This window comes from Ruegeria sp. CDSA246, assembly GCF_059611225.1.
Map to the genome: position 1 here is coordinate 1 of NZ_JBXWPD010000027.1, position 24,341 is coordinate 24,341.

The following is a 24,341-nucleotide window of genomic DNA, read 5'->3' on the forward strand; positions in this document are numbered from 1 at the left end:
GGCGCGGTGGCGGCTTGCAGCTTGATCCGCAATCCATGCAGACAACAGCCAAGCTATCGGTGCCAGAGGTCTTTGCACTGCTCATCAGCGTGGCAGCCATGCGGGCGGCGGGAAACCTTCCTTTCTCGGAACTGGCAGATGCCGGACTAGCCAAGATCGAAAAGGCCCTGCCCGCAGACAAAGTGCGCGACCTGCGCGCTTTCTTGGACTGCTTACACATTGGTCAATTGTCCCCGCAGCAAGACCTTTCGGGCATGGGCAAAATGGATGCTGAGTTGCTACCTGCTTTTGAAACGGCATTCCTTGGGCGCCAGCTCATCTCCTTTGCGTATCGCGATGCAAAAGGACGGCAGACCCACCGTAAAGTGGAGCCACAGGCAATGCTGATTCTGCCCCCTTTGTGGTACCTCGTTGGCTGGGACCCACAGCGGGAGGACTTTCGGCATTTCCGGATGGATAGGATTAGCCGTCCGGCAGCCGTAGAAGGTAGCAATTTTTCCCGCCGCTACGTTCCGTTTGAAGAAGATGTCTGCCCCTACAGCGAATTGCAGTAGGATCGGCAAAGCGGTTGTCCGTCGAACGCGTAGCATTGACTAACATGGGCGCAGCTGACCTTATCCGTATTTTGAACTAAGGTCCGGTTCGGCCACAAAGGATATTTCTTCTGCGAAAAAGGAAGAACTACGGGTAGCGGATTATCCGTCAGGATTTGGTGGAGCCTAGAGGAATCACCGTCGAGCGACTGATGCACTGATAGTGAACATGATTGTAGTGTGGCGGTTTATAGTGTGTCACACTTGCATATGAGCAACTAGTACATTTGGGCTGAGGTCTAGGGCCACGTTTCCACTCTATTGTTTCCGTGGCTCAAGTGCGCATCTGATTAATTGGTCGATGTCATGTCGACGATTGGGGGTTCGCGATTGCCACTTATAGGCAAGACTATCATCGCGTCACCCACCGCTTAGAAGTCAATTTGTTTGAGATCAACCATGTGCACAGTGCGGTCGTACATCGTGTGATAGTAGTAGGTCAGGTCTAGTGATTTGTTAGCAGTCATTACCTGTGTCGCGCTGCATAGGAAGTCTTCAGACTGTGCATCGTCCTGAGCACCCTCGGCTGCGTTGGCTGGTGTTTCGAAGTTGTCGAGCATTAGGAACACCTCGCGGCAGTGTCGTAGCCTTCTAGATTAACTTCATGGCATGAAGCACAGTGCACTGCGTAGAGTTCCAGCCCATTCGTTAGGTCTCTGTCTGTCAACTCATGATCTGTAGCGACGTTGGTGCCAATGCTGTATACAGCCAGCGCGCACAGGTGTTTGTTCATCTCTCCCTACCTTAACTCGGAAGCGTTAGCACGCTCGTGAGTGTCGTCGTTGTCGCCAGCACAACTAATACGATTATTGCCTCGACTTCGATGGATCGGGCTAGGCGTTGCGCTGCCTTTGCCTCTCCACCCTGCATAGCCGGAACAAATCGGAGCTTGTTTGCAGCGGCGAGGATCATCAGCAGCGCCACAAGGAACACCTTGAACAACAATGCCTGCCCGTGGCCGGTGAGCAAGAGCCCTTGGAGATTGCCAACAAGCAACCAAGCCATCCAGAAACCTGCCACGATTAATACCGGTACAACCAATGTAGCAGCTTGCCCAAACCTATGCCCTAATTCAGCAGCATTGGTCAGGTGTTCAGGCATTAGGGCCATATTCCTTAGCGGGCTAAAGATGCCCACCCAGAAGGCCACACAAAGCAGGTGCAATAGGAGCAAGAGTTGAACACCGACACTCTTTAGTTCCGGCACGTGCCCTATCTGCGCAAAGGACCACAAAGCCAATGTACCACCCACGAGTACGATCCAGTGGCCAAATCGAGGAATAGACAATCCCACAAGGATCAATGCTGCACCGACAAGCCGGTAAACTAGTACGTCGCCCACGGGGGTCTGCCAAAGTAATCCAAGCATTTCCGGGTCGACCATGCCGTCAACTCCGCCCGTTAAGGCGGCCCCACGAAGCATGAAGACAACTACAGTTGCGGCGAGAGCAAGGCAAGCTAAGGCCCTTGCTTGGCGTTTCATCACAAGGTTTATCGGTGCGACAAAGCCGGAATAGAGGCAGCTAACTATCATAAGCCCGGTGGAGCCCGCAAAGCCGATGTAGAGCCCTAGCTTTGCGAGGATTGCCGCAATGCCCCAAATGTCTGGCATGCTCATTCCACGGTAAAGGAGAACTCGCCCTGCATCGCATGACCGTCTTCACCAAGACCGCGCCATTCAATGACATAGGTGCCCGTTCCATTGCTCGGCAGTGGGATCTTGAACTCCTGACCAAAACTTTTCTGGTCGCCCAATTCTAGGCTTGCCGCGGAATGTTCTTGATGTGCCAATTCTATCCGTGTCAGCCGGATGTCCTTAGAGAAGTTGAGGCCAATTTCAGCGGGCACAGCGGTTATTGTGGCTCCGTCGGCAGGGGTTGTTTCTTCGACCTTGGAATGCGCCAGTACGCCGCTGGGAAGAGCAGCGACAAGTGCGAACGTTATGATCTTTTTCATGGTGCTGTCCTCAATATATTCCGTTGGAACGTTGTCTTTCTCATCGTCCACTTCTCAGCGGTTACCCTATTCCGCACGTGCAACATGGTGCTGTATTTCACTGCCGCAAACAGCGCTATCTTCGAGAGATGTTTCGTGTTGTCAGTGGCTTGATGGTCACACGGTCTTCTGGGCACATCAAGATCATATGACAACTTGTTGAGATCAGGTTTGTCGCTGATCGAACTAAAACAAAGAGTTGGTGCAGCGGAGGCGCAGCGCGGCATGCACCGCGGCAGGGCTATGGGGGCAATTGTCCCTCTGTTATCCTTAGATACTGGCTCCAAAAAGTGTGTTGCAAATTCTTGTCGGCTTGCACTTGTTATGTAGTGAAAAAGCAGCCCAAGTATTTGCAACGTGACTATACACCGAGGCGGAACTTGGTCGGTGTCATTCCGGTCTGACCTCGGAAAAAGCGAGTGAAATGGGACTTGTCGGAATAGCCGAGCATCAGACCAATCTCCGCAATTGTCATCTGGCCTTCTTTGAGGTGCTCTTTGGCGACATCGACACGCAACCGTTTGATTTCGCGGGGTAACGTTGTGCCTTGTTGCTGAAGCGCCTTCAGAAACCGTTCCGGTTGTAGCCCCAGCATTCCAGCCACCATCTCTGGTCCCAAATCGGTTTCATCCAGTTTGTCGTGTAAGACAGATCGCAAAGCTGCCACCACGGTTACTTCTTCATCTTGTCGAAGTGATGCTATGGGCTTGGCAGAACCCTCAGAGACGTGGTGCAAAAACAACCATTCCACAGGAAAACTAATTTGCATTCCGGGATCAGTCCCAAGGCCAACCTCGATCCCTTTGTAGTCGATAGGCAGCCCATTGATGTATCTGCTTTCCCATCGCACACGGGAAGAGTCCCAGGACTCTCCGACGACGGTCTGCAATAGGCGTACATAGATTGCGGCACCAAAACCGGTCACCTGAATGGGTGGGACAGTTGGCTCCTGTTGCCTCTCGATACGATAAGTCGCTTTGTCTGCTTCGATGACAAGGCTGTGCCGCACAGAATTGGACTCCTGCGGCACGAGCTCAACAAAGCGGGTAAAAAACTCGAACAGCGTTTTTGTAGATTGCAAGGCTTGAGCGAAGGGCGGCCATCCTTGTAGGTCAAACGCTTCCCCTACATTCAGTCCTAGGTATCGATCCCCTGATACTTCTGAGAAAGCATTTACCAAGCCGTAAACCAACTCGGAGTGAACGAACACGGATGGGTTAGTCATCAGTTCAGCTTTCAAGCCGACCTGATCCAATGCTGGTTGCGGATTGATCTTACGTTCGGTGAGATATTGCAGAAAGGGAGCGGCTAAAGAGAGGCGAACAAAGCCCTCGCTATGCTCTCGGGAGGTGGAGTTGAAAGGCAAGCTCATAACCCTTGTTGGATTAGCTTTAAGAAGTGGCCATTTTTGCAGTCACATTCGTACATCCTAATTCAAAAGGGGCAACCGAGCCAATGAATTCCAGACTATAGTTGGCAAAACATGAATATGAAGGGAGTACTTATGTCCGGCTTACGAATGTCTCTTTGCTCGACGGCAATTGTCGCGGCAGGACTTGCTTTTTCAGCGTCCGCGCAGGCTCAGGATCAAGAAGAACCCCAAACGTTGTTTACCAACGTGCACATCTTCGATGGAGTGAGTGAACAGCGCATCGAGAATGCCAGCGTATTGGTCGAGGGCAATCTGATTAAGGCCGTATCAACCGACGCAATCGATGCCCCCGACGCTACGGTCATTGACGGAGAAGGGAGGACACTGACCCCCGGCTTCATCGAAAATCACGCACACCTGATGCTGCCAGGACCCACGTTGCCCGCAATGGAAGCCAACAGCACTTGGGAAGACCTCGCGATTCACGGCACTCAAATGGCTGAGATGTACTTAATGCAAGGCTTTACCACCGTAAGAGATGCAGGTGGCGCTAATGGAGGTCTTCGCCGCGCAATCGACACCGGGACCATTGCCGGGCCGCGTTTCTACCCTGCGGCTGCTTTTCTAAGTACGCGTGGTGGCCATGCTGATTTCGCCAACTTTACGGCGCCTGTTGGCCAGTCTTCGAACTTCAGCCGTCTGAATATGGCCCAAGAAGTCGACAGCGTCTCTGACATGTACAAGTTTGCTCGTAACAACTTCCGGATGGGAGCAACACAACTGAAGTACATGCAATCAGGCGGTGTAGTTTCAGTGTTTGACCCGTGGCAGTTATTGGCAGGATCGACGGCAGAGTTAGAAGCGGCCGTGCAGGTTGCCAACGAATACGAAAGCTACGTCATGGCCCATTCCTACCGCAAGGAAACGATCATGGCGGCACTGAATGCTGGTGTGCGATCAATTGAACACGGGTTCATGTTTGATTGTGAAATATCAGCGCTGATGGAAGAGAAAGGAGCCTACATCACGACCAATCTCACCGCATTTGATCCAAATCTCTTCGATATTCCTGCCATTCGAGATGTCCCAGCCAGCTTACGAAAGGCACAGTCAGCTACGCAGGCTTTTGGCGACTACATAAAAAACATGAATGAGTGCCCAGCTAAAAGAGGGTTTCACACGGATTGCGTAGGTTCTGTAGCCGCCTGCAATATTCAAATTGCCTATGAAAAACATCTCAATAATGAGTTCTTTGGCTCTCACGCCTCGTTGGTCGCAATGACATCTACTGGCGGTGAAATCGCCGCTTTGTCCGGACCATTCATGAACCCCTATCCCGAGGGCAATCTGGGTGTGATTGAGGAAGGAGCCTATGCGGACATCCTGCTGATCGACGGTAACCCACTTGAAGACTTCTCGGTTGTTGGCACGGGTGATCAGTGGTTCGGTGCCGACCCGAGGCCTGAAAGCCCAGATACGATCCGACTGATCATGAAGGACGGCGTCATCTACAAAAACACACTGGATTGACCTGTCTCAACAGCCGGAGAGTATTTATGCACCATTGGTTCCGCTCCTTAGTATTCGCAGGGTTGGTCTGGTGTGGTCATCCTGTCATGGCGACGCCAGGAACCGCGTTGGACTGGGCAGATCTGCCAGATCCGTCTGCGCAGGTCTTTGATGACCCCTATCGTGAACTCAGCCCCGAACAGTTCGACGATGTTCTTTTCGTTGTGCGTATACGCGGCAGGTTGCAGCAGGAGGTTGGCAGCGCCGAAGAACGGCAGAAATGGCAATTGCTTTTAGCAGAGACCGAAGACGCCTTGGTGTCAGACGGAATTGACGTCGACTGGTTACTCGATCAGCGCGAGGTTGTGACTGAACGTCGAAGAAAGGCTGGAACGAGCGGAAACCCGCAATTCGACGGCAGAACAATCACACTCGCGGGCTTTGCCATTCCTGCTCCAAGCGATCCGGACGGCCGGCCTGTGGCGTATTTGGTGCCAGAAAGAGGGATGTGCAGCCACATGCCTCCACCTCCGCCTAACCAGATGATCCGTGTGCGGTTGAACGGGGACTGGGCGCCTAGCTATTTCCACGAACCCGTTCGGCTGACAGGCACGCTGACTATCGATCCTTCCGTTCATAATATGATGGTTGTGGATGGCCTCATGCCTATGAATGCGACTTTCCAGCTAGAGGCGGAACGTGTCGAAACTCTGGAAACCGAGGCAGACAGGTTGGAATGGAAGCAGCGTGCTGCTGATCGCATCCGCGCGGCAGGAAATCGCAAGACCGGTGGGGCACAGGCGTCAAAATGATAAGTCTTCTGGTTGCCGCATTGAGCATTGCTTTTGCTGGCGCAGCGTCGGCTCAGGGACTATCCGGGCCATCTTCGGTCGAAGCTGACCTCGACCCCGGAGATGGGCTGACCGATCCGCAGTATCGTTCGGATTTTCCACGCAACATCGCACCGGGTTGGTTTCAGTGGAAAGACCGGCTGGCTGAAGGTGGGTTTCGTTTCAACATTGATTACTTGGCATTGGGCCAAACTACGAATGCTGATCTGGGTGCCAGCGAAGCGGCCAGCGGAATTGCGCGCCTTTACGGTAGTTGGCAGGCAACTGAACGCGGTTCCCTGACATTCAAGATCGAAGACCGGCACGGCTATACTGATGTTGCCCCGCAGTTTCTTGGTCTGGATGGTGGAGCCCTTTCGATCACAGGGACAGCCTTCAACGATAATGGTTTGCTGCTGACCAACCTGTTTTGGACCCAAAGGGCCGCGAACGGCTCGTGGACGCTGCAAGTCGGGCAGATTGATGTAACGGACTTTGTGGATATCTATGGGTTGGTAAGCCCCTACAGCGGTTTCCAAAACCTGTCTTTCAATACCAATCCGACAATTAACACGCCCAATCAAGGCCTTGGCATTGCTGGTGGCGTAAAACTTAGCGAAAATATTTATGCTGTTGCGAGCGTCTCGGACGCAAACGCCGACCCGTCTGATCCAAACTTTGATGTATTTAGCGATGGCAATCTCTTCAAATCACTTGAACTTGGTTACACCTCCGGCTTTGATCGCATCTACTTCGACAATATTCATCTGACCCTTTGGCATGCGGATGCGGCTGACGATGGTAGCCGTCCAGAAGACTACGGCGCTGCGTTTTCGGCGGCATGGTTTGTTGGCAATAAATGGATGCCGTTCTTCCGGGCAGGGGCCTCAAAAGGGACAGCAGCACTCTATGATCGGTCCGTTTCTGCCGGTCTCGGTTACTACGGTCGCAATACCGATTTGGCCGGGCTGGGCCTGAACTGGGCCGAGGCAAGAGGCATAGATGGCGATCAGTTCACTCTGGAAGCGTTCTACCGTTTTTCAATCTCACCCGGATTGCAAATGACGCCGTCACTGCAGTTCATTTCTAACCCGCTGCAAAACCCCACTCAGGACAGCATTACGCTGTTCGGCCTAAGAACCCGGATCGTATTCTAATTTGGGTCGAAAGCAGACGCCAATAACAACGATACATTCAGTTTTGTAAATAAAAGGGAGGATCTATCCATGCGTACCTTGTTTCTGGCTGGTACGTTGTCTGTGTGTTCGACATTGTGCGTCGCGCAAACTTACGACCTTGTCATTCTTAACGGACGGGTAGTGGACCCGGAAACCGGGTTCGATCAGATCGCTAACGTGGGAATAAGCAACGGCTGGATCACTGCAATTACTGACGAAGAAATTAATGGTAGCGAGTCCATCGACGCGACAGGGCACGTTGTTGCCCCCGGGTTTATCGATCTCGAGCAGCATGGGCTGGACCCTTGGGGTATCAAGGTAAACCTTCGTGATGGCGTTACGACTCAAATGGATTTTGAGGTTGGGGCAGCGAACATCGACGAATGGTATAGTGCGCGCGAAGGCGCAACACAGGCAAACTATGGTACGGTCGTTGGGCAAGAATTCGCACGGATGCGGGTTCATGACGGCCTCGTGCTTGAAGGTGGGGATATAGACTTCCGGAACTTCTTCGCACTGAGGGCACAATCCGTGGAAGATGGCGTCGAGGGGTGGTCTTCTGTTCCAAGCAACCGTGAGCAGATGAACGAAATCACTGCCCAGCTGGATGAGGGACTACGTCTAGGGGCCCTCGGAGTGGGGTCGACCATCGGCTACGCCCGCGAAGGTATTACAACCTATGAGATGTTCGAAGCGCAGCGGGCTGCGGCGCGTTACGGTAGATTGACCTCCGTCCATCACCGATTTCATCCGAGTGCTTCGACGCCGACAGAAACACAGACGGGTGTAAATGAAATCTTGGTCAACGCGATGGTGCTTGGCGCACCGCTCCATATACACCATGACAATGACTATGGCTGGTGGGAAAATCAGGAAAAGCTCCAGATGGCCCGCGACCAAGGCTACAACGTCTGGTCTAGTTACTATCCTTGGACAGCCGGGTCGGGAAACTACGGAGCCTCGATTATCGCCCCCGAAAACTGGGAAGGCTCGATGGGGTACAAATACGAAGACACCATCTTTGACCCCCAACTTGATCGCTTTGTGACAAAAGACGAATTCTTGAGTTTCGCTGAGAATGAGCCGGGACGGACGGCCATTGTTTTTAGCCCTCCAAGAGAGCAATGGCTAAACGATTGGATCACTATCGCGGGCTATGGCATTTCGGGCGACGGTATGGCCGGGCTAGATATCGATGGCAATCTGATGAGTTGGGATGCCCCCTACGAAGACTATGCTGGGCATCCTCGGTCAGCAGGCAGCCACGCGCTTGTTTTGAGACTGGCACGTGAAGCGAATGTGCCGCTAATGCTCACACTCACTCAGTTAAGTTACATCCATGCGAAACGATTGGGTGACACAGGGTTGCGCGCAATGCAGGTGCGTGGGCGTATGCAAGAAGGCATGGTCGCGGACATCACGATTTTCGATCCGGTATCAGTGACCGAAAAGGCGAATTATACGCTCGGTCAGCAAGGTCTTCCGTCAGAGGGTATTCCTTACGTGCTCGTTAACGGAACTATTGTTGTTAAGAAAAGTGAAGTTCAACGGGATGTTTATGCCGGACAGCCGATCCGGTTTCCAGTCGAGGAGAGCGGGCGTTTCGTTCCGGCTGGTCGCGAGCAGATCATGGGTATTCTCACACCGGATACCGGCACTGCACGTCCAACATTGCTCGAAGATATCACGAACAGTGAAGCCAATTTAACACCTGTCGCGCCACCGACTAATCAGTTTGCGTCGGTCGAGCCGACCAACCCCTTTGATTGGTTTACACCTCGCAACGGTCTAGATGACAGCAACTTATTCTTTTGCGTCGTGCATGCTCGCTTCGAGGACCGCGCAACAGCAAAACGTGATTATGCGAAGGCTATGTTGTCTAAAGCTGGGGGGCAATAAACTCGAGCTAATAGAGAAACACAGAGCAAACTACCTACCAGAATGCAGAGACGATGCGCAGCGAACACAGTTCCACGGGCGGCACAGCAATAAGCGCTAGTCGCATAAGTCCTTGATGCATTGCACGGATGAATTGGTGGGTGATGAGAGACTCGAACTCCCGACATCTTCGGTGTAAACGAAGCGCTCTACCAACTGAGCTAATCACCCGTGACGGTGCATGTAGCCAAGCCTGCGCCCGGGTGCAAGAGGGTCCGGCAGTTTTTCTTTCCCATAATCTGATTTGTTCGCCACTGGTAATTCAATCCGGCGGGAAATTCGCCGTGCCTTTTGTTGTGGGGTCGTTTCGATTGTGTGGGGCCTGTCGTTTTGCGTTCTGCCTCGTGGGTGATTGCAAAGGCGCTTGCGTGTCACCTGCCGCCTCAGATATCCCCAAAGGAACTGCAACTTTCCAGGCGGGAGAAAACCGATCCTGTCCCACGCGCGCCGAGTTCTGATCGCGGCCCTGGTTCTGGGCGCTTTGACGCTGGCCCCGCTCCGCGCAGGGGCCGAGGGGATTTTGGTGTTTGCAGCGGCCAGCCTCAAAACTGCGCTTGATGAGGTGGCATCTGATTTTGAGCAAGAAACTGGGCAGGGCGTAACCGTCTCTTACGCGGCGTCGTCCGTTCTTGCGCGCCAAATTCAATTGGGTGCCCCGGCAGATCTGTTCATTTCCGCTAATGTGGACTGGATGAATGTGCTGCAAGAACAGGGCCTGATTGACCCCACTACGCGTGTAGATCTGCTGGGCAATGGCCTGGTTCTGGTCGCTGGGGACGAAGGGGCTGACATTGGCGAAATGCGGCCCGGAGTCGCTTTGGCCTCCGCACTGGATGGTGGATACCTGGCCATGGCGCTGGTTGATGCCGTGCCGGCAGGGATCTACGGAAAGGCGGCGTTGGAGAGCTTGGGGCTGTGGCAGGGTGTTCAGGCTCAGGTCGCGCAAACGGATAATGTGCGTGCAGCCCTTGCACTGGTTGCCACTGGTGCGGCCCCTATGGGGATCGTCTACCGATCCGATGCGCAGGTCGAGGGACGAGTTCGGGTCATCGCCGAGTTTTCGCCTGGCCTGCATCCGCCCATCATCTACCCTGCAGCAGTGACGACAGCAGGTGCAGACGGCGCGCAGGTGTTTCTGAAGTACCTGCAATCTCAGGCCGCGCGGGCCGTGTTTGAAAAGCAGGGTTTCACCCTGCCGAACGGATAGCGGCATGGGGTGGTTGGGACCTGCAGAGCTTGAGGCACTGAAACTGTCGCTGCGCGTTTCGTTTTGGGCAACGTTGGTGACATTGCCGTTGGGCATATTCGTTGCCTACGCGCTGGCCCGTTGGCGGTTTCCGGGTCGGCAGGTCTTGAATGGGCTGGTGCATCTACCCTTGATCTTGCCACCGGTGGTGACCGGCTATCTGCTTCTTCTGGCCTTTGGAATTCAGGGGCCGCTGGGCAAGTTGCTGGCAGAGATCGGAATTGTCGTGGCGTTTCGTTGGACCGGGGCTGCCCTTGCCGCGGGTATTATGGCATTTCCGCTGATGGTGCGGGCCATACGCCTGTCGATCGAAGCTGTGGACCCCAAACTGGAACAGGCCGGGGCGACACTAGGTGCATCGCGCCTGTTTGTATTTGTAACGGTGACCCTTCCGATGATCCTGCCCGGCGTAATCGCCGGGGCAATACTGGCCTTTGCCAAAGCGATGGGAGAGTTCGGGGCCACGATTACCTTTGTGTCGAATATCCCCGGCCAGACGCAAACCCTGCCGTCGGCGGTCTATGCCTTTCTGCAAGTCCCGGGCGGCGAAGCAGCGGCCACCCGTTTGGTGGTTATTTCGATCGTGGTTGCCATGAGCGCGCTGCTGTTGTCCGAGTTCATTGGGCGGCGTGTCGCTGCACGGGTGGCCGGATCATGAGCCTGTCTGTTCGCCTGCAGCACGATCTACCCGACCTCAAGCTGGATCTGAGTTTTGATGCGCCACCCGGTGTGACGGTTCTGTTTGGGCGGTCCGGGTCTGGAAAGACAACCATTGTAAATGCAGTCGCCGGTTTGGTGAAACCCATGGCCGGTCGGGTTGCTGTAGACGAGTGGGAGTTGTTCGACACCGCGCAAGGCCTCTGGTTGCCGCCGCACAAAAGACGGCTGGGGTACATTTTTCAGGAAGGCCGTCTTTTTCCACATCTCACCGTGCGCCAGAATCTATTCTATGGGAAATGGTTTGCACCCAAGAGCGCGCGCCGCGAAAGCCCGGACAAAGTGATCGAAATGCTGGGGATCGGGCACCTGTTGAACCGGCGCCCTGCGGGGTTGTCCGGTGGGGAAAAACAGCGTGTTGCCATTGGGCGCGCCCTTCTGGCCAGTCCGCGCCTGATCCTGGCAGATGAACCTCTAGCGGCTCTCGACGACGCACGAAAGGCCGAGATCCTGCCTTACTTCGAACGGCTGCGGGATGAGGTTTCGGTGCCGATTCTGTACGTCACACACTCGGCTGCAGAAGTTGCGCGCTTGGCGACATCGGTTGTCGCTCTGCAAGAGGGTAAGGTCTTACGGCATGGACCCGCCTCCGAAGTATTGGCCGATCCGTCAGTCGCACCGGCTGGTGTGCGGGCCGTCGGTGCAGTGTTGCAGGTTCGGGTCGTCAAACATCATTCGGACGGGCTGACCGAGTTGGACGCAGGCGGGTCGCCCTTGTTTCTGCCCCGGATACCCCTGCAAATTGCGGAAGAACTGCGCATCCGCATTCCCGCGCAAGAGGTTATTCTGTCCAGCAAACGCCCCGAGGGTCTTTCGGCCTTAAATGTTCTGGAAGGAGCAGTCGACACGATCCGCGCGGGCGAGGGGCCGGGTGCGATTGTGTCCGTAAAAACGCCCGCGGGTTCTGTATTGGCCCGCGTCACCCGCCGCTCAGTCGAAGCGTTGGGGCTGGAACCGGGCAAACCCTGTTTTGCGGTCATCAAAACGGTCGCACTGGCACCGCAGGACGTGGGCGGGCACTTGCGCGGGGTCTAAGCCAGCGCGCGGGCTTCGAATTCTCGCAGGATCAGGCGGGCTGCCCGGCCGAAGCCCATCCTATTCGGCGTGGCTGTGTCGGGGAAAATGGCAGCGAGCTCCTGCAATGCGTCCGAGGACAGTGTGTACAGGGATTCCTCGCCGAGATAGAGGCTTTCAGCCAGTGCGCCCTCGGCTGTCAGTATTTCGTGGTTATCCAGCAGGATGTGAAAATATTCGACCGGGTCATCCGAGGTGTCAATCGCGATACCTGGCCAGGAACAAAGGTGCTTGGCCGCAACCAGCGCGTCGGGCGTGCCAAACAAAAGCTCGACCTTTGGTCCGCTGACCAGAATGCGGTGCTGCTGTGATACCAGCAGATCGCGTTCGGGCTGTCCTGCGCCAAGGCTGCCGGCCTTGATCCGAACCGGGCGCATGGCCGGATTGTCACGTAATCGGTCCGGCGATAAGGCGCTGCTTTCCACCCACCGGATCGGTCGCAGCCCGCGATCTACGGTCATCACCTTGTCGCCAACACTCAGGGTTTCTATCTGTTGATTGCCTTTTTCAGCCAGGATCAAGGTGCCTGCAGTAAAGCACACGCCTTCAAGGGTGATGGTGATCTCTTGGGTCAGGTCATATGGCTGGAAGAAAAAGTCCAATCCGGTGACCCGTACCGTGAAGGTATCAGTGACCGTAGTCCCGAACGGGATATCGTCAAAATCGCTTTGATTGACCGTGTAGGTCCATTCGCCGGTATTTGGGTTAATGGAGGCCACGCCCAGTGATGGCTGATCAGAGATCGACCTGGATTGCGTCCGGGGAAAGCCGGTCAAGCCAAGATCGCCACTGGCCTGATTAGGGGGATCTCCGGTCACAAAGCCAGTTGTTGTCCCTACGATCGATACCATTTCAAGACCTCTCCATTTTCAGGACCTCACGAAATTCTTTCTTCCGGTAAAGCTTCATGTGTACCTCCCCCGCGTCGTCTCGGGTCCATTCCACGATGCGATTTCGGGTCAGGTCGCTGTCCATCCGATTGGTTCGGACCCGGGGGTGGGGGATTTCCTTCTTCAAAATGTCGACGATCTGGTTGGTCTGTCCAAATGGGGCCACGAGGTCGACGATCCAGAAGGGCGTGCCGCTGGCAAAATCCGTATCCTTCAGTGGCTTTTCCTGAATGGCATACCGACGCTCGGCTTCGCGGCTGAGGCCTGCGAAAGTCACAAACCCGCGCGGGAAACCGTTCTGCCGGAAAATGTGGTACTGGTTCAACCGAAAAGGCGTTTCAAAGGCATAAAGCACCTGTCCAAGGGTGCGCGGTCTGTGTGTATTGGTCAGCGATGCAAGATAGAACATGGCGCCGAAATCCGCGTATTTTTCGGACGGGATATCAAACCAGTCATTTGGAAACGCTTTGCTCAAAACTAACCCCAGACAATATATGCCTTGATCCTATTTGCTTAAGATCCAAAATGATACTGTTTTGCCTGTATGTGCCGTGTCGGGATCCTGTCGGACAAAATCCCGAAAATGGCGCCGCTTTACTCGGACCACGTGTCCGGTATGATCTTGAATAATTGTTTCGAAACAGGAATTGCCATTATGCGAGTTTTGAAAATAGCGGCCCTGGCAACATTTGCGGTGTCGCCTTTATTTGCACAGGGAATTGGGATCGGAATCGGCGCTTACCCAGGTTTCAAAACCACAGTCACGCCTATGAACAACGGTGTATATGAGGTCGCCGTCAGCGGGTCTTCCGCCCCGGTCGCGTATTGGTGCGGGATAGGCGACTTTGCTATTCGCAGCCTGAGAACCAAAGCAACTCAGCGTATCTACATTGTCCGCGCCTACGAAAAGGGCGTGCGCACGGTGCAGTTTTCACTTACCCCACCCGATGGGGTCGATACCACGCCGGGATATTCGATTACCGTAAAACGTGTGGGTGAGAACATGTCGGCGGGGTCCGCGCAGGGCTATTGCTTTGACAACTTCCTGGATTTTGGGTTCCGCTAATCTATCAGGTCCATTTTGCCATTGGCGGAAGGCTCATCAGCACCGCATCCGGGTCATGGCCGGTTTCCAGCCCGAATTTTGTGCCCCGGTCGTAGACGAGGTTGTATTCGGCATAAAGGCCCCGATGCACCAGTTGCGTGTCTTTGGCTGTCTCATCAAACCCCTGGACTCGGCGCTTTTCCACCAACGGCAGGAAAGCTGGCAGGAACGCGCGACCGATATCCTGGGTCAACGCGAAATCGGCGGCCCAGTCTCCGGTGCAATAGTCATCCATGAATATCCCACCCACGCCGCGGGCGCGCTTGCGGTGAGGGATATAGAAATACTCATCCGCCCAGTCTTTCAGGCGGGGGTAATGGCTGGGGCTATGCGGATCCAGATGCGCTTTTTGGGTGGCGTGAAAATGCGCTGTGTCCTCATCGTATTCGATGCAGGGATTCAAGTCTGAACCGCCGCCGAACCACCATGCGTGTGGGGTCCAGAACATGCGGGTGTTCATATGAACGGCCGGTACATGCGGGTTTTGCATATGCGCGACCAGAGAGATGCCCGACGCCCAGAAACGCGGATCTTCGGTCATGCCCGGAATTCCCTTGCGCGCCGCCATGGCCTGTTGCGCCCGCGCACCCAAAGTGCCGTATACGGTCGAGACATTGACACCGACCTTTTCAAAGACCCGCCCGCCACGCATCACGGACATCAACCCGCCGCCCGCATCGCTGCCGTCCTCGGATTGGCGTTTGGTTTCCTTGACCTCGAACCGGCCTGGTGCTTCGTCTGCAAAAGGGCCAGAGCTGTGGGTGTCTTCAAGTGCCTCAAACGCGGCGACGATGTCATCGCGCAATTGACGAAACCACGCAGCGGCGGTTGATTTTTCTGTATCTAACATAAGGATTAATGGGCCGGGGCTGCGACGGGGTCCAGCAAGGTGCGACCGCCATCAATTGTCAGAATTTGTCCGGTGATGAAACCGGCCGCGTCCGAGGCCAGGAACTGTGCCGTCTCGGTCAGTTCATTCGGGGCCGCGATCCGGGCCAGGGGCGTATGTTTCTCGATATCGTTGCGAAAATCCCGGTTTTCCTTGAGCGTGGACTGGAGCGAGGCGCTCATGACCGACCCCAGGGCGATGGAATTAACGCGGATCCGTTTCGGGGCCAGGGCAACGGCCAGCGAACGTGTCATCTGATCCAGCGCGGCGGTGGATACAGAATAGGCCATCAGATCGGGGTGGGTGCGCCGAGCGGCGATTGAAGACAGGTTGATGATCGACCCGGCGGGGCCTTCGTCAGTGTCGCCAGCCTGTTTTATCATGCGTTTGGCGACCGACTGGCTTAGGCGCAGCGCAGGCATCAGGTTCTGATTGAGCAGCATGCGCACGGAATCGTCGTCCGCATCCAGCGGATCAGACGGGATTACCTGCCGCGCGCCATTAATCAGAATGTCCACCTGATCAAACGCATCAAGCGTGGCAGACAGCAGGTTCGCGATGGTCAGCTTTTCCCGCAGGTCGCCGGCGAAAAAACGGATGTTGCTGTCATCGGCCTGTTCGCCAAGTTCGTCGGACAGCCGTTTTTCGTCCATGTCGGCGAACATGACATTGGCCCCGGCATCCGCAAAGTGGCGCCCGATGGCCAGTCCGACACCATTGGCGCTGCCTGTGACAATGGCGGTCTTGCCGGCTATGGAAAAGGACATGCGTTGTCTCCTGATTTGCGGCAGAGGTTAACCGGGATCACCGTCGAGGGCGAGAGGCGTGAAACACCTTGAACCGATTGTCGCCGGACACCTGTTGAACCTGTACGAAATTCTCGGCCAGCGTGACCTCGTAGGGCAGGTGGCGATTTGCGACCATCCACAGATTGCCGCTCCGGGTCAGGTTTCGAGCTGCGGATTTGATAAAGCCCTGACCCAGCTCAGGGTCGGCGGCGCGCGATGTGTGGAACGGAGGGTTCATGATCACCGTGTCCAACGGTTCCGGCGCGTTCCACGTGACGGCGTCGGCCCAGTGGAACTGCGCGCAGGTCTTGGCCAAATTGACGCGTGCGCAGGTAAGGGCGATCTGGTCTGCCTCGACAAGATGTAACGCGCGCGGATTGGCGGTCTTTAGCACACCGGCCGACAGATACCCCCAGCCAGCGCCCAAATCAGCGATCCTTGCGCCTAGCTTTTCGGGCAATGCATTCAGCAGCAGGGCCGAGGCAGGATCTATCCCATCAGCAGAGAACACGCCGGGCGCGGTCTGAAAGCCATCGACTGTCTGGTTGTCCGGGGCGGCCCAGTCGGCAAAAGCCTCGGGCGCGGATTGGAACCAGAATATCTTGCCATGTGCCTTGGCGATGGGCCCCTCGACGTCGACGCGTTTGCGGATGTCTTTCAGCAGGCTGTCGACACCGCCGGTTTTGGCACCGTCTATGACAATCAGTCCGCTAGCACGCTGACAGGCCTGATGCACCATGCTGCGCGCCAGCGCCTTGGCGCGGGGCAGGATCACGATGGCATCCTGACAAGGGTCGTGGGTTTCCGGCACGGCGGCAAAGCCTTGGCCGGCAAAGTGGTCGTGAAACGGTTTGAATGGCTGCACCACCTGCGTTTCACGCGGCAAGGCCGACAGATCGCTGTCGGATGTCGGTCCAAGCACACTGAGTGGTTGCGACAGCTCAAGGCCGCTTTGCAGGGCAAGATCAAGACGAGGGGACATCGGCAAATATGAGAGAGAAGGCTAAGGCGGCCTTACTCTTCCCGTTCCATTGTGCATTGCAGGGGGTGCTGGTGCCTGCGGGCAAAGTCCATGACCTGGCCCACTTTGGTTTCGGCGATCTCATGGCTGAACACGCCAACCACGGCGACGCCTTTTTTGTGGACGATCAACATGATTTCAAACGCCTCGGCATGGGTCATGCCAAAGAAACGCTCCAGCACATGCACCACGAATTCCATCGGGGTGTAGTCGTCGTTCAGCAGCAGTACCTTGTACAACGGCGGGCGCTTGGTCTTTGGGCGCGTCTGCACCAACAGCGACGGATCATCGTCGTTGTCCGGTTGGTCAGACATCATCCATTTGCGTTCAGTCATTGCGCCTTTGTCCGATTCAGGCTTCGGTTTGTCTGATCGGTTATATAACGTGCATGGGGCCAGAGAAAAGAGCCAGCAGGACGTAATCGAAATGGAAAAAGCGCTGACCACAATCGGGTTCGACGCCGACGACACGCTTTGGCACAACGAGCGGTTTTTTAAACTGACGCAGACGCATTTCACGGAATTGCTGGCCGATCACGCTGATCGCGATCACCTGTTGGATCGACTTCTTGCTGCGGAAAAACGCAATATCCGTCACTACGGCTACGGAATCAAAGGCTTCACCCTTTCGATGATCGAAACCGCTATTGAGGTGACCGAGGATCGTGTTCCAGCCTCGGTTATCCGCCAGTTGGTCGAAGCGGGGCAGGACATGCTGGCCCACCCGATCGAGCTGTTACCTCACGCGCGGGAGGCTATCGAAGCGGTGTCTGAAACGCATCGGGTGATTCTGATCACCAAGGGCGATCTGATCGATCAAGAGAGAAAGCTGGCGCAATCCGGTCTGGGAGAGTTGTTCGACGAGGTCGAGATCGTGTCCGAAAAATCGGCTCAAACCTACCGTGAAATCTTTGGGCGACATGGTGAGGGTTGTGATTCTGCAATGATGGTGGGCAATTCGATGCGATCCGATGTCGTCGCCCCAATTCAGGCCGGGTGTTGGGGCGTCTATGTGCCCCATGGGTTGGTCTGGGAGATTGAAAAGGCCGAAACCCCTGCGGACAATCCGCGCTATAGCGAACTGCGGGACTTGGGCGAACTTGCTGATCTGGTTCAGCGCCTAAGTTGATGTTGCCAATTGGCCTCAGTTTTCAAAAAACGAGGTGGGAATTACGTAAAGGGGTTCAATTTGCGTGGATGTGGTAGGTTGCGGGCTGCGCGCATCTACATGTAGTGCCGGTTTGGACGCTTAACAAAACAGCGAATTTGCACGCTTTCGGTTTATTTCATTGGGTCTCTGTGTTAGCCTTGTAGGCAATAAAAAATAATTAACGCTGACCGGGAAAACCCGGCGGCCTGAGGTAGACAGAGGCAAAGATCGTGCAGGTTCGGCGGACAGTTCCGGCCCGGATGGGCTTATTTCTTATAGCATTCTTGTGGCTGCTCTCCTTCGCGCCGTTGCAGGGATTTGCGGCACCATATGCGGCGATGGTCATCGACGCCCGGACAGGCGAGGTTTTGCATTCGCGCAATGCTGACACCCGACTGCATCCGGCCTCTCTGACCAAGATGATGACACTCTACATTGCATTCGAGGCGGTGCGGAATGGTGAGATAACCTTGGACACGCCCGTTCGGATTACAAAAAAGGCCTCTTCTGAACCCCCCTCGAAGCTGGGCCTTCGCACTGGGCAAACCATAGCGTTCCGATATCTGATCAGGGCGGCTGCCGTGAAGTCCGCCAATGATGCGGCCACGGCGATTGGCATCGCGATCAGTGGATCCGAAGCCGCATTCGCCCGTCGCATGACGCGCACGGCCAAGGCCATGGGTATGAGCAGGACGACGTTCAAGAACGCACATGGCCTGACGGAATCAGGTCACTTGTCGACCGCGCGGGATATGACCACGTTGGGTCGCCACCTGCTTTATGACTATCCGCAGTATTACAACCTGTTCTCGCGCCAATCCACGCATGCCGGGGTCAAGACAGTTCCAAACACGAACCGTCGCCTATTGGCGGCCTATAAAGGTGCGGATGGGATCAAGACTGGATACACGCGGGCTGCTGGCTTTAACTTGGTTGCATCGGCCAAACGCAAGGACGAACGCATTATCGCAACTGTCTTTGGTGGCAAATCCGGCGCATCGCGGAATGCAAAAGTGGCTGAGTTGCTGGACATGGGATTCCGCCGAGCCCCCTCGCGTGCCCCGATCCGCAAGCCGGCCCGCCCCACCTATGCCGGAAACGCAGGATTGGGAGCGACAGTCGCGGCCCTGACTATCGCGCCAAAATCCAGTCTGCGCCCCGTTCTGCGCCCCGGACCGGGTGCTGCAGTTCAGGTTGCTGGCGCCGTGGCTGAGACGGCTGCCAAAAATGGCACGCGCATCAAGGATGGTATCGCCGCGGCGATTGCGGCGGCCGACATCCAACCGTCTGGTGACGGGGACTCAACCCGTCCCGCGGCACGGCCGGCTGATTTGGTTCTGGCCTCGACTGATCCGGCAGCCCAGCCCGAACCCGAGCAAGAGATCGTCACCCGCCTGTCCACATCGGGCGGGCGGCTATGGGGTGTGAACGTAGGCCGCTATACCACCCGATATGAGGCGGAAAAGATCTTACTGAAAACCGCTCTGTCGGAAATGACCACTCTGGAAGGCACGCTGCGCAAGGTAAACCAAAGCTCGCGCGGCTTCGACGCGACATTCCAGGGCATGACCCGCGAACAGGCCGATCTGGCTTGTCGCCGGTTGCAGGCCCGGAATGTCACTTGTTTCATGATCGGGCCGTCATAAGGCTCGGCATACTCTCCTGAATGGATCTGGGCTGCGAGGAAACTCGCAGCCTTTTTTTGTCAGTCGAAGACGTGGCCGTGTTCGTATTGTTCATCCTGACCTGCCGCCGCGGTCAGGGCGGCAACGTTATCCTTGGTAAAGAACCCGTCATAGTGGTGACAGCGCTCGATATACTCAGTGATCAACAGCGTATACTTCGAATGCTTTGAGAAGATCTGTTTGAGGTTCGGATCATCCTTACACTCGCCCACCACATGGGCCAGGAACGGCACCCCTTCATCCTTGAGTGTGTTGACCACAAAATCGACGTTCTTTTCACCCGCGCCGTGGTCGCCGTCCTGGATCTCGATTGCCATGTGGTGCAGGCGACGGCCAAAGTTCCGCACGAAATCCTCAGTCGGCATCGGCAGCTGTTCAAAGGAATTGACGAAGGAGGGCGTGTTGTTCGCGGTGAAGACCTTGGCGGGGGATTTCTTGTCATCATCCACATTCGCGTTTCGGTTCACATTGGTAGACGAGTTCATCTCAAAGATGTTGTACGCGCCCCAAAAGTAATAGGGCACCATGGTCAGAAACTCGAGGATGGCGTCCTCACGCTCGCCGGCTAGAATGCGTGTTGCAAGGTGGTCGACCCCCAGCATCAAAGGCGCGATTTTGCTGTCTGCCCCGAACGCCGCCGCCTGATCCAGTCGCACCTGTTCGTCATTGCTCAGCAATATCCGATCACCCAAACCGAGGCTGTCGGTGTCGTTGAAATCCAGGGATGAGTAGCCAACTCTGTTACAGGTGAAATCGGACGGAGACGTAAATCTGAACCCGTCCGAAGTGTAGAACGGGTTTTCGGTGTCTCCCTTGTACTCAAACCTGATGTTCTGATCTTCAAGCGTTTTGGTCAGGGTCTTGAGGTCCGTGGCGCCATAAATCTCTCCGACATAGCGGGTCTGGGGGGTGTTGCGGGCCAGCGGGTACATACGGTTGATGCGCGGGATATAGTCTTCGAAGGTCGGGCTTAGTGGCGCCATGACGATAATCGCAGGATAATCGGTGTGTGAGTGCATGACCGCAAATTTGTGCGTCTGACCCAGATAGCTGGCCGTATGTCGGTAGGGTGTCATGACATAAAGCTCGATCAGCGTGTCGAACATCGCGTCCGGTTCGACCTGAATGACGATCGCCTGCATCGCCCCGACCTGATCAGCCACGCCCGAGCTTTGGCGGCGTTCGTAGATCATCGGCAGATATTGGTGGAAGAACTCAGAGTTCTTTTTGTCGCCGCGTGGTTCGTAATTCATCAGATCAAAAGACATTGGCCAACCTCCTTGCCTATACCGGTTTGGCATGGCGTTGCTTGGAATTGTGGTATTCAGAACATGCACTTGTCGGGCATGCTAGGGTCTGTATTCCATACAGGCAACAGTCAGAGGATAGATCGTCAGGATTACGCCCTTCTTTCTACCGCATGAATTTTGTCACATCGACCCCGCCGTCGATCAGGGATGTGCGAACCGAACGGGCGATTTGTACCGCGGTTGGACCGTCGCCATGCAGGCAGATCGTGTCGATGGATGTCTCAAGCCGCTGGCCGCTTTCGGTGATGATGGCACCTTCGCGCACCATGTTCAGGATGCGCGGTCCGGCAATTTCGGGGTCATGAATAACCGCGCCGGGCAGGCCGCGGTCGACAAGAGTTCCGTCGTCGTTATAGGCCCGGTCCGCAAAGATCTCGCCGACCCACTTGCACCCCAGTTCGCGCACGGCTTCTTCTTGTTTGGTAACGGCCAAAACCATGATGATGATGTCCGGATCGACATCCAGCGCGCCCTGATAACAGGCTCGGGCCATGTCGATATCGACCGAGCACATGTTGGCCAGCGCCCCGTGCAGTTTCAGGTGCCGCACTTCGGTGCCAACGGCCTTGGCCATGCCGATCGCAGCGCCCAGTTGGTAACGAACCAGATTGCGCAAGGAATCATGGGGAACTTTCATATTCCGCCGGCCAAATCCCTGCAGGTCAGGAAAGCCCGGGTGCGCGCCGATCCCGACGCCGTTTTCCGCAGCCAGTGTCATCGTTTTGGCCATCACATCCGGGTCGCCGGCGTGAAAGCCACAAGCGATATTGGCAGAGGTGATAATCTTAAGCAGATTTTCATCATCGCCCATATTCCAGGGGCCAAAGCTTTCGCCCATATCGGCATTCAGATCGACGCTTGGCATACGTGGTACTCCCTAGTCGGTGGCGGAGATCATTCCGCCGATCAATTGGTAGGACAAGAGGTTCGGGATGTCATGCGGATCGCGGACCAGCGGTTCGACTCGCATAGGTAGCCGGGCAAGTTCGGCATTGTGGGCGGTTTGCAGGGCTGTGGCCTCGTCCAGTGACACGAATTCGAACTTGATCCGCCCGCCCGCCGGGGTTTGTGCCGCGCGCGGAAGGTCACAAGGCAGAACCGTCGCGATACGGGGATAACCTCCAGTGGTCTGACATTCAGGCAACAGGATAAAGGGGCTGCCTGTTCCGGTCATCTGTATGTCACCGGGGGTAATGACCTCGGACAGAATGTTCAGCTGACCCTGAGCCGCGAAACCTTCGCCCTCGCTATCCAACTGCATCCCCATTCGGTTGGCCCGACTGCCACGCCGAAACTCGGTTTGCACAAAGCGGTCCAACGTTTCCTGATCGAACAGGGGGGTCTGAAAGCTGGCGATCACGCGTAGAACGCCACCCGAGAAGCGATCATCCGGGTTAAGCTTCATGCCCGTCACGCCTGATCCGTCGGCGACAGGCAATGTATCTCCGGTCTGAATGGTGCTTCCGATCTTGGCGGTCAAATGCGCTGAGCGTGATCCCAGAAAGGCTTCGGACGCGATCCCACCGCTGACATGCAGGTAGCCATAGGTCCCGCGCGTCGCAGCACCAATCACCAGCCGCTGCCCGGTTACCATCTGGTGCGACGCATTCCAGACCACAGGTGCGCCATCAATGCTGGCCTGCATCGGAGCACCTGTCAGAGCGATGCCGAGAGATTGCGTTGCCTCGAACTCGCCACCCATTCCCGCCATTTCCAAAGCGGCAAGTCCCGGGCTTTGACGCAGCAACGCTGCGCCCTCGTGCAGGGCCAGTTGGTCGGCGGCGCCGGATCGGGACAGCCCCTGATCCAGATACCCGACACGGCCCTGGTCTTGTATGGTGCAGGCCGGGCCAATGCGATGAACAATCAGACCCATCCCGCGATCTCCTCGCAGGTGGCCCCGCCTGAGCCGTCCGAGTTGTTGGCGCGGATGGTTTCCAGTTCGTCGCGCGAAACGGACAGGAACTGCATTTCATCCCCTGGCTTCAACGCAAAGCTCTGCGGTGCGTCAGGGCGAAAGCAGCGAAATGCGGTTTGGCCCACATGCCGCCAGCCAGTCGGAGTGGGGCCCGAGAACAGTACGAATTGGGAAATTGCCAATACCAAGGCCCCCTCTGGGACCATGGGCGTCAGTTCCTTCAGGCGCGGAATATTGAATTCAGGACCAAGCGGACCAAGGTACGGTTGCCCCGGTGCAAAGCCGATGGTCAATACGCGTACCTTTGTGTCGCTCAGCCGTCGAACGGCTTCCATGGAATCCAGCCCCGCCGCCGCCGCTGCCTCGTCCAGTTGCGGAGCAAGCTCGCCCCCATAAACTGTCGGGACCCGCCACAATTTTCGACCGGCAGGCAGTGGTGCCTCAAACCAATTTTGCTGTGCAAGTAGGTGTCGCACTCTATCTTGGACTTCAGCGCGAGGTAATTTGTCGGGATCGAACCTCAGGTAGGCCGATGCAAGCGATGCAGAGGTTTCGACAACACCGTTCCAGGATGCGGCGTCTATTGCGCCCCTAAAGGCCAGCGCCGCCCGGTTCGAGGGTTCGGCCATGGCATCGGCAAAGGAAACAAGAAGGCCGTCATAGCCTACGGTATTTATGCGTGGAAACATGTCGGCTGTATTGGTGGTCATTTCACGGCTAACCCGGGCATCTTACAGAGGCGACCACACAGCATCCCGGGCCAATGCGCAAGCCCGGCGTGGGTGGAGACGCGCGGAATCTATACCTGAATTTAGTGCTGGCACGGTTTTTTGGGCCGATTCCGACTCATTGAATCGCTTCCGACTCGTTTGAGGCTTGTGGTGTGGTTGGGTGCCCTGTCTATATATAGGGGTGCGCTTACTGGCGACGCGGACAGGTGTGGGTCCGACTTGTATTTCAACTGGCGAGATTGCCGTTCGAGGGAGCGGGCTGTGCGCCTTAAGATATTGATAAATAAAGGTTAAGCGGAAAGATGGAAAAAAATCGCCCAGGACGTCATTTTCTGCTTGCGGACTTATGCGGTTATACTTAGAACCCCCTTCACCGGCGCTGCTGAGGCGGTGCTGACGGGTCG

General features: G+C 55.9%; 25 protein-coding genes and 1 tRNA gene. 11 read left to right on the forward strand and 15 right to left on the reverse strand.

Going from position 1 to position 24,341, the window contains the following annotated elements; genetic code table 11:
• On the forward strand, positions 1 to 554 hold a 554-nt coding region (locus AC2FI9_RS21620), incomplete at its 5' end, for a helix-turn-helix transcriptional regulator (protein WP_496770647.1).
• Between the two features lie 410 nt (positions 555 to 964).
• On the opposite strand, the gene AC2FI9_RS21625 is transcribed toward AC2FI9_RS21620, so the two are convergent.
• The 4 genes from AC2FI9_RS21625 to AC2FI9_RS21640 all read right to left on the reverse strand — a co-directional run bounded on the left by AC2FI9_RS21625 (position 965) and on the right by AC2FI9_RS21640 (position 3,959).
• Positions 965 to 1,153: a hypothetical protein gene (locus AC2FI9_RS21625; protein WP_496725946.1), complete on the reverse strand. Its 189-nt coding sequence runs from the start codon at positions 1,151 to 1,153 to the stop codon at positions 965 to 967.
• Between the two features lie 184 nt (positions 1,154 to 1,337).
• Positions 1,338 to 2,204: a CopD family protein gene (locus tag AC2FI9_RS21630; protein WP_496770649.1), complete on the reverse strand. Its 867-nt coding sequence runs from the start codon at positions 2,202 to 2,204 to the stop codon at positions 1,338 to 1,340.
• Between the two features lie 2 nt (positions 2,205 to 2,206).
• The gene (locus AC2FI9_RS21635) at positions 2,207 to 2,599 is read right to left on the reverse strand and encodes a copper resistance CopC family protein (RefSeq protein ID WP_496725948.1); all 393 of its coding nucleotides are present in this window, start codon (positions 2,597 to 2,599) and stop codon (positions 2,207 to 2,209) included.
• A gap of 349 nt (positions 2,600 to 2,948) precedes the next feature.
• Positions 2,949 to 3,959 carry a helix-turn-helix domain-containing protein gene (locus AC2FI9_RS21640; protein ID WP_496770651.1) on the reverse strand — a complete coding sequence of 337 codons (1,011 nt, stop codon included), beginning with the start codon at positions 3,957 to 3,959 and terminating at the stop codon, positions 2,949 to 2,951.
• A 111-nt stretch (positions 3,960 to 4,070) separates the two neighbouring features.
• Between AC2FI9_RS21640 and AC2FI9_RS21645 the strand changes: the two genes are divergently transcribed.
• From AC2FI9_RS21645 to AC2FI9_RS21660, 4 genes are all read left to right on the forward strand, one after another.
• Positions 4,071 to 5,489 carry a metal-dependent hydrolase family protein gene (locus AC2FI9_RS21645; protein WP_496770653.1) on the forward strand — a complete coding sequence of 473 codons (1,419 nt, stop codon included), beginning with the start codon at positions 4,071 to 4,073 and terminating at the stop codon, positions 5,487 to 5,489.
• Between the two features lie 26 nt (positions 5,490 to 5,515).
• The gene (locus AC2FI9_RS21650) at positions 5,516 to 6,280 is read left to right on the forward strand and encodes a DUF3299 domain-containing protein (RefSeq protein ID WP_496770656.1); all 765 of its coding nucleotides are present in this window, start codon (positions 5,516 to 5,518) and stop codon (positions 6,278 to 6,280) included.
• Positions 6,277 to 7,455 (forward strand): carbohydrate porin, encoded by a 1,179-nt coding sequence (locus AC2FI9_RS21655; protein ID WP_496770658.1) that lies wholly within the window; start codon positions 6,277 to 6,279, stop codon positions 7,453 to 7,455. Before AC2FI9_RS21650 ends, AC2FI9_RS21655 begins: the two co-directional genes overlap by 4 nt.
• 69 nt (positions 7,456 to 7,524) lie before the next feature.
• Positions 7,525 to 9,375, forward strand: a complete 1,851-nt coding sequence (locus AC2FI9_RS21660) for an amidohydrolase family protein (protein ID WP_496770660.1) — start codon at positions 7,525 to 7,527, stop codon at positions 9,373 to 9,375.
• A gap of 134 nt (positions 9,376 to 9,509) precedes the next feature.
• Here the strand turns inward: AC2FI9_RS21660 and AC2FI9_RS21665 are convergent.
• Positions 9,510 to 9,585 (reverse strand) — tRNA-Val (locus tag AC2FI9_RS21665).
• A 262-nt stretch (positions 9,586 to 9,847) separates the two neighbouring features.
• On the opposite strand from AC2FI9_RS21665, the gene modA reads away from it, so the two are divergent.
• Genes modA through modC form a run of 3 tightly spaced genes read left to right on the forward strand, consistent with a single transcriptional unit; the run spans position 9,848 to position 12,412 of the window.
• Positions 9,848 to 10,621, forward strand: coding sequence for a molybdate ABC transporter substrate-binding protein (gene modA / locus AC2FI9_RS21670; protein ID WP_496770704.1), 774 nt, complete (start codon positions 9,848 to 9,850; stop codon positions 10,619 to 10,621).
• Positions 10,622 to 10,625: 4 nt separating this feature from the next.
• A complete protein-coding gene (modB, locus tag AC2FI9_RS21675) occupies positions 10,626 to 11,318 on the forward strand; it encodes a molybdate ABC transporter permease subunit (RefSeq protein ID WP_496770663.1) in 693 nt (230 codons plus the stop codon).
• Positions 11,315 to 12,412 (forward strand): molybdenum ABC transporter ATP-binding protein, encoded by a 1,098-nt coding sequence (gene modC / locus AC2FI9_RS21680; RefSeq protein ID WP_496770665.1) that lies wholly within the window; start codon positions 11,315 to 11,317, stop codon positions 12,410 to 12,412. Before modB ends, modC begins: the two co-directional genes overlap by 4 nt.
• On the opposite strand, the gene AC2FI9_RS21685 is transcribed toward modC, so the two are convergent.
• Together AC2FI9_RS21685 and AC2FI9_RS21690 are read right to left on the reverse strand one after the other, a co-directional pair.
• Positions 12,409 to 13,302, reverse strand: coding sequence for a Hint domain-containing protein (locus AC2FI9_RS21685; RefSeq protein ID WP_496770667.1), 894 nt, complete (start codon positions 13,300 to 13,302; stop codon positions 12,409 to 12,411). The genes modC and AC2FI9_RS21685 overlap by 4 nt on opposite strands.
• Position 13,303: 1 nt before the next feature.
• A complete protein-coding gene (locus AC2FI9_RS21690; protein ID WP_496770669.1) occupies positions 13,304 to 13,816 on the reverse strand; it encodes a toxin-activating lysine-acyltransferase in 513 nt (170 codons plus the stop codon).
• A 294-nt stretch (positions 13,817 to 14,110) separates the two neighbouring features.
• Here AC2FI9_RS21690 and AC2FI9_RS21695 point away from each other — a divergent pair, with 294 nt between their 5' ends.
• The gene (locus AC2FI9_RS21695) at positions 14,111 to 14,407 is read left to right on the forward strand and encodes a hypothetical protein (protein ID WP_496698967.1); all 297 of its coding nucleotides are present in this window, start codon (positions 14,111 to 14,113) and stop codon (positions 14,405 to 14,407) included.
• Between the two features lie 4 nt (positions 14,408 to 14,411).
• On the opposite strand, the gene hemF is transcribed toward AC2FI9_RS21695, so the two are convergent.
• Genes hemF through clpS form a run of 4 tightly spaced genes read right to left on the reverse strand, consistent with a single transcriptional unit; the run spans position 14,412 to position 17,479 of the window.
• Positions 14,412 to 15,296, reverse strand: coding sequence for an oxygen-dependent coproporphyrinogen oxidase (hemF, locus tag AC2FI9_RS21700; RefSeq protein ID WP_496770672.1), 885 nt, complete (start codon positions 15,294 to 15,296; stop codon positions 14,412 to 14,414).
• Positions 15,297 to 15,301: 5 nt separating this feature from the next.
• Positions 15,302 to 16,102, reverse strand: coding sequence for an SDR family NAD(P)-dependent oxidoreductase (locus tag AC2FI9_RS21705; protein WP_496725961.1), 801 nt, complete (start codon positions 16,100 to 16,102; stop codon positions 15,302 to 15,304).
• A gap of 37 nt (positions 16,103 to 16,139) precedes the next feature.
• On the reverse strand, positions 16,140 to 17,105 hold the full coding sequence (locus AC2FI9_RS21710; protein WP_496770675.1) for a class I SAM-dependent methyltransferase: 966 nt from the start codon (positions 17,103 to 17,105) through the stop codon (positions 16,140 to 16,142).
• Between the two features lie 32 nt (positions 17,106 to 17,137).
• Positions 17,138 to 17,479 (reverse strand): ATP-dependent Clp protease adapter ClpS, encoded by a 342-nt coding sequence (gene clpS, locus AC2FI9_RS21715; protein ID WP_496770679.1) that lies wholly within the window; start codon positions 17,477 to 17,479, stop codon positions 17,138 to 17,140.
• A gap of 91 nt (positions 17,480 to 17,570) precedes the next feature.
• Here clpS and AC2FI9_RS21720 point away from each other — a divergent pair, with 91 nt between their 5' ends.
• A complete protein-coding gene (locus AC2FI9_RS21720) occupies positions 17,571 to 18,272 on the forward strand; it encodes an HAD family hydrolase (protein WP_496770681.1) in 702 nt (233 codons plus the stop codon).
• Positions 18,273 to 18,553: 281 nt separating this feature from the next.
• Positions 18,554 to 19,939 carry a D-alanyl-D-alanine carboxypeptidase family protein gene (locus tag AC2FI9_RS21725; RefSeq protein ID WP_496770683.1) on the forward strand — a complete coding sequence of 462 codons (1,386 nt, stop codon included), beginning with the start codon at positions 18,554 to 18,556 and terminating at the stop codon, positions 19,937 to 19,939.
• Positions 19,940 to 19,998: 59 nt separating this feature from the next.
• Here AC2FI9_RS21725 and AC2FI9_RS21730 read toward each other — a convergent pair whose 3' ends face one another.
• The 4 genes from AC2FI9_RS21730 to AC2FI9_RS21745 all read right to left on the reverse strand — a co-directional run bounded on the left by AC2FI9_RS21730 (position 19,999) and on the right by AC2FI9_RS21745 (position 23,916).
• Positions 19,999 to 21,246, reverse strand: coding sequence for a hypothetical protein (locus tag AC2FI9_RS21730; protein WP_496770685.1), 1,248 nt, complete (start codon positions 21,244 to 21,246; stop codon positions 19,999 to 20,001).
• A gap of 145 nt (positions 21,247 to 21,391) precedes the next feature.
• A complete protein-coding gene (locus AC2FI9_RS21735) occupies positions 21,392 to 22,153 on the reverse strand; it encodes a LamB/YcsF family protein (protein WP_496770699.1) in 762 nt (253 codons plus the stop codon).
• Positions 22,154 to 22,165: 12 nt separating this feature from the next.
• Positions 22,166 to 23,164 (reverse strand): 5-oxoprolinase subunit C family protein, encoded by a 999-nt coding sequence (locus AC2FI9_RS21740; RefSeq protein WP_496770700.1) that lies wholly within the window; start codon positions 23,162 to 23,164, stop codon positions 22,166 to 22,168.
• The gene (locus AC2FI9_RS21745) at positions 23,155 to 23,916 is read right to left on the reverse strand and encodes a 5-oxoprolinase subunit B family protein (protein ID WP_496770702.1); all 762 of its coding nucleotides are present in this window, start codon (positions 23,914 to 23,916) and stop codon (positions 23,155 to 23,157) included. Before AC2FI9_RS21745 ends, AC2FI9_RS21740 begins: the two co-directional genes overlap by 10 nt.
• Positions 23,917 to 24,341: the final 425 nt, after the last annotated feature.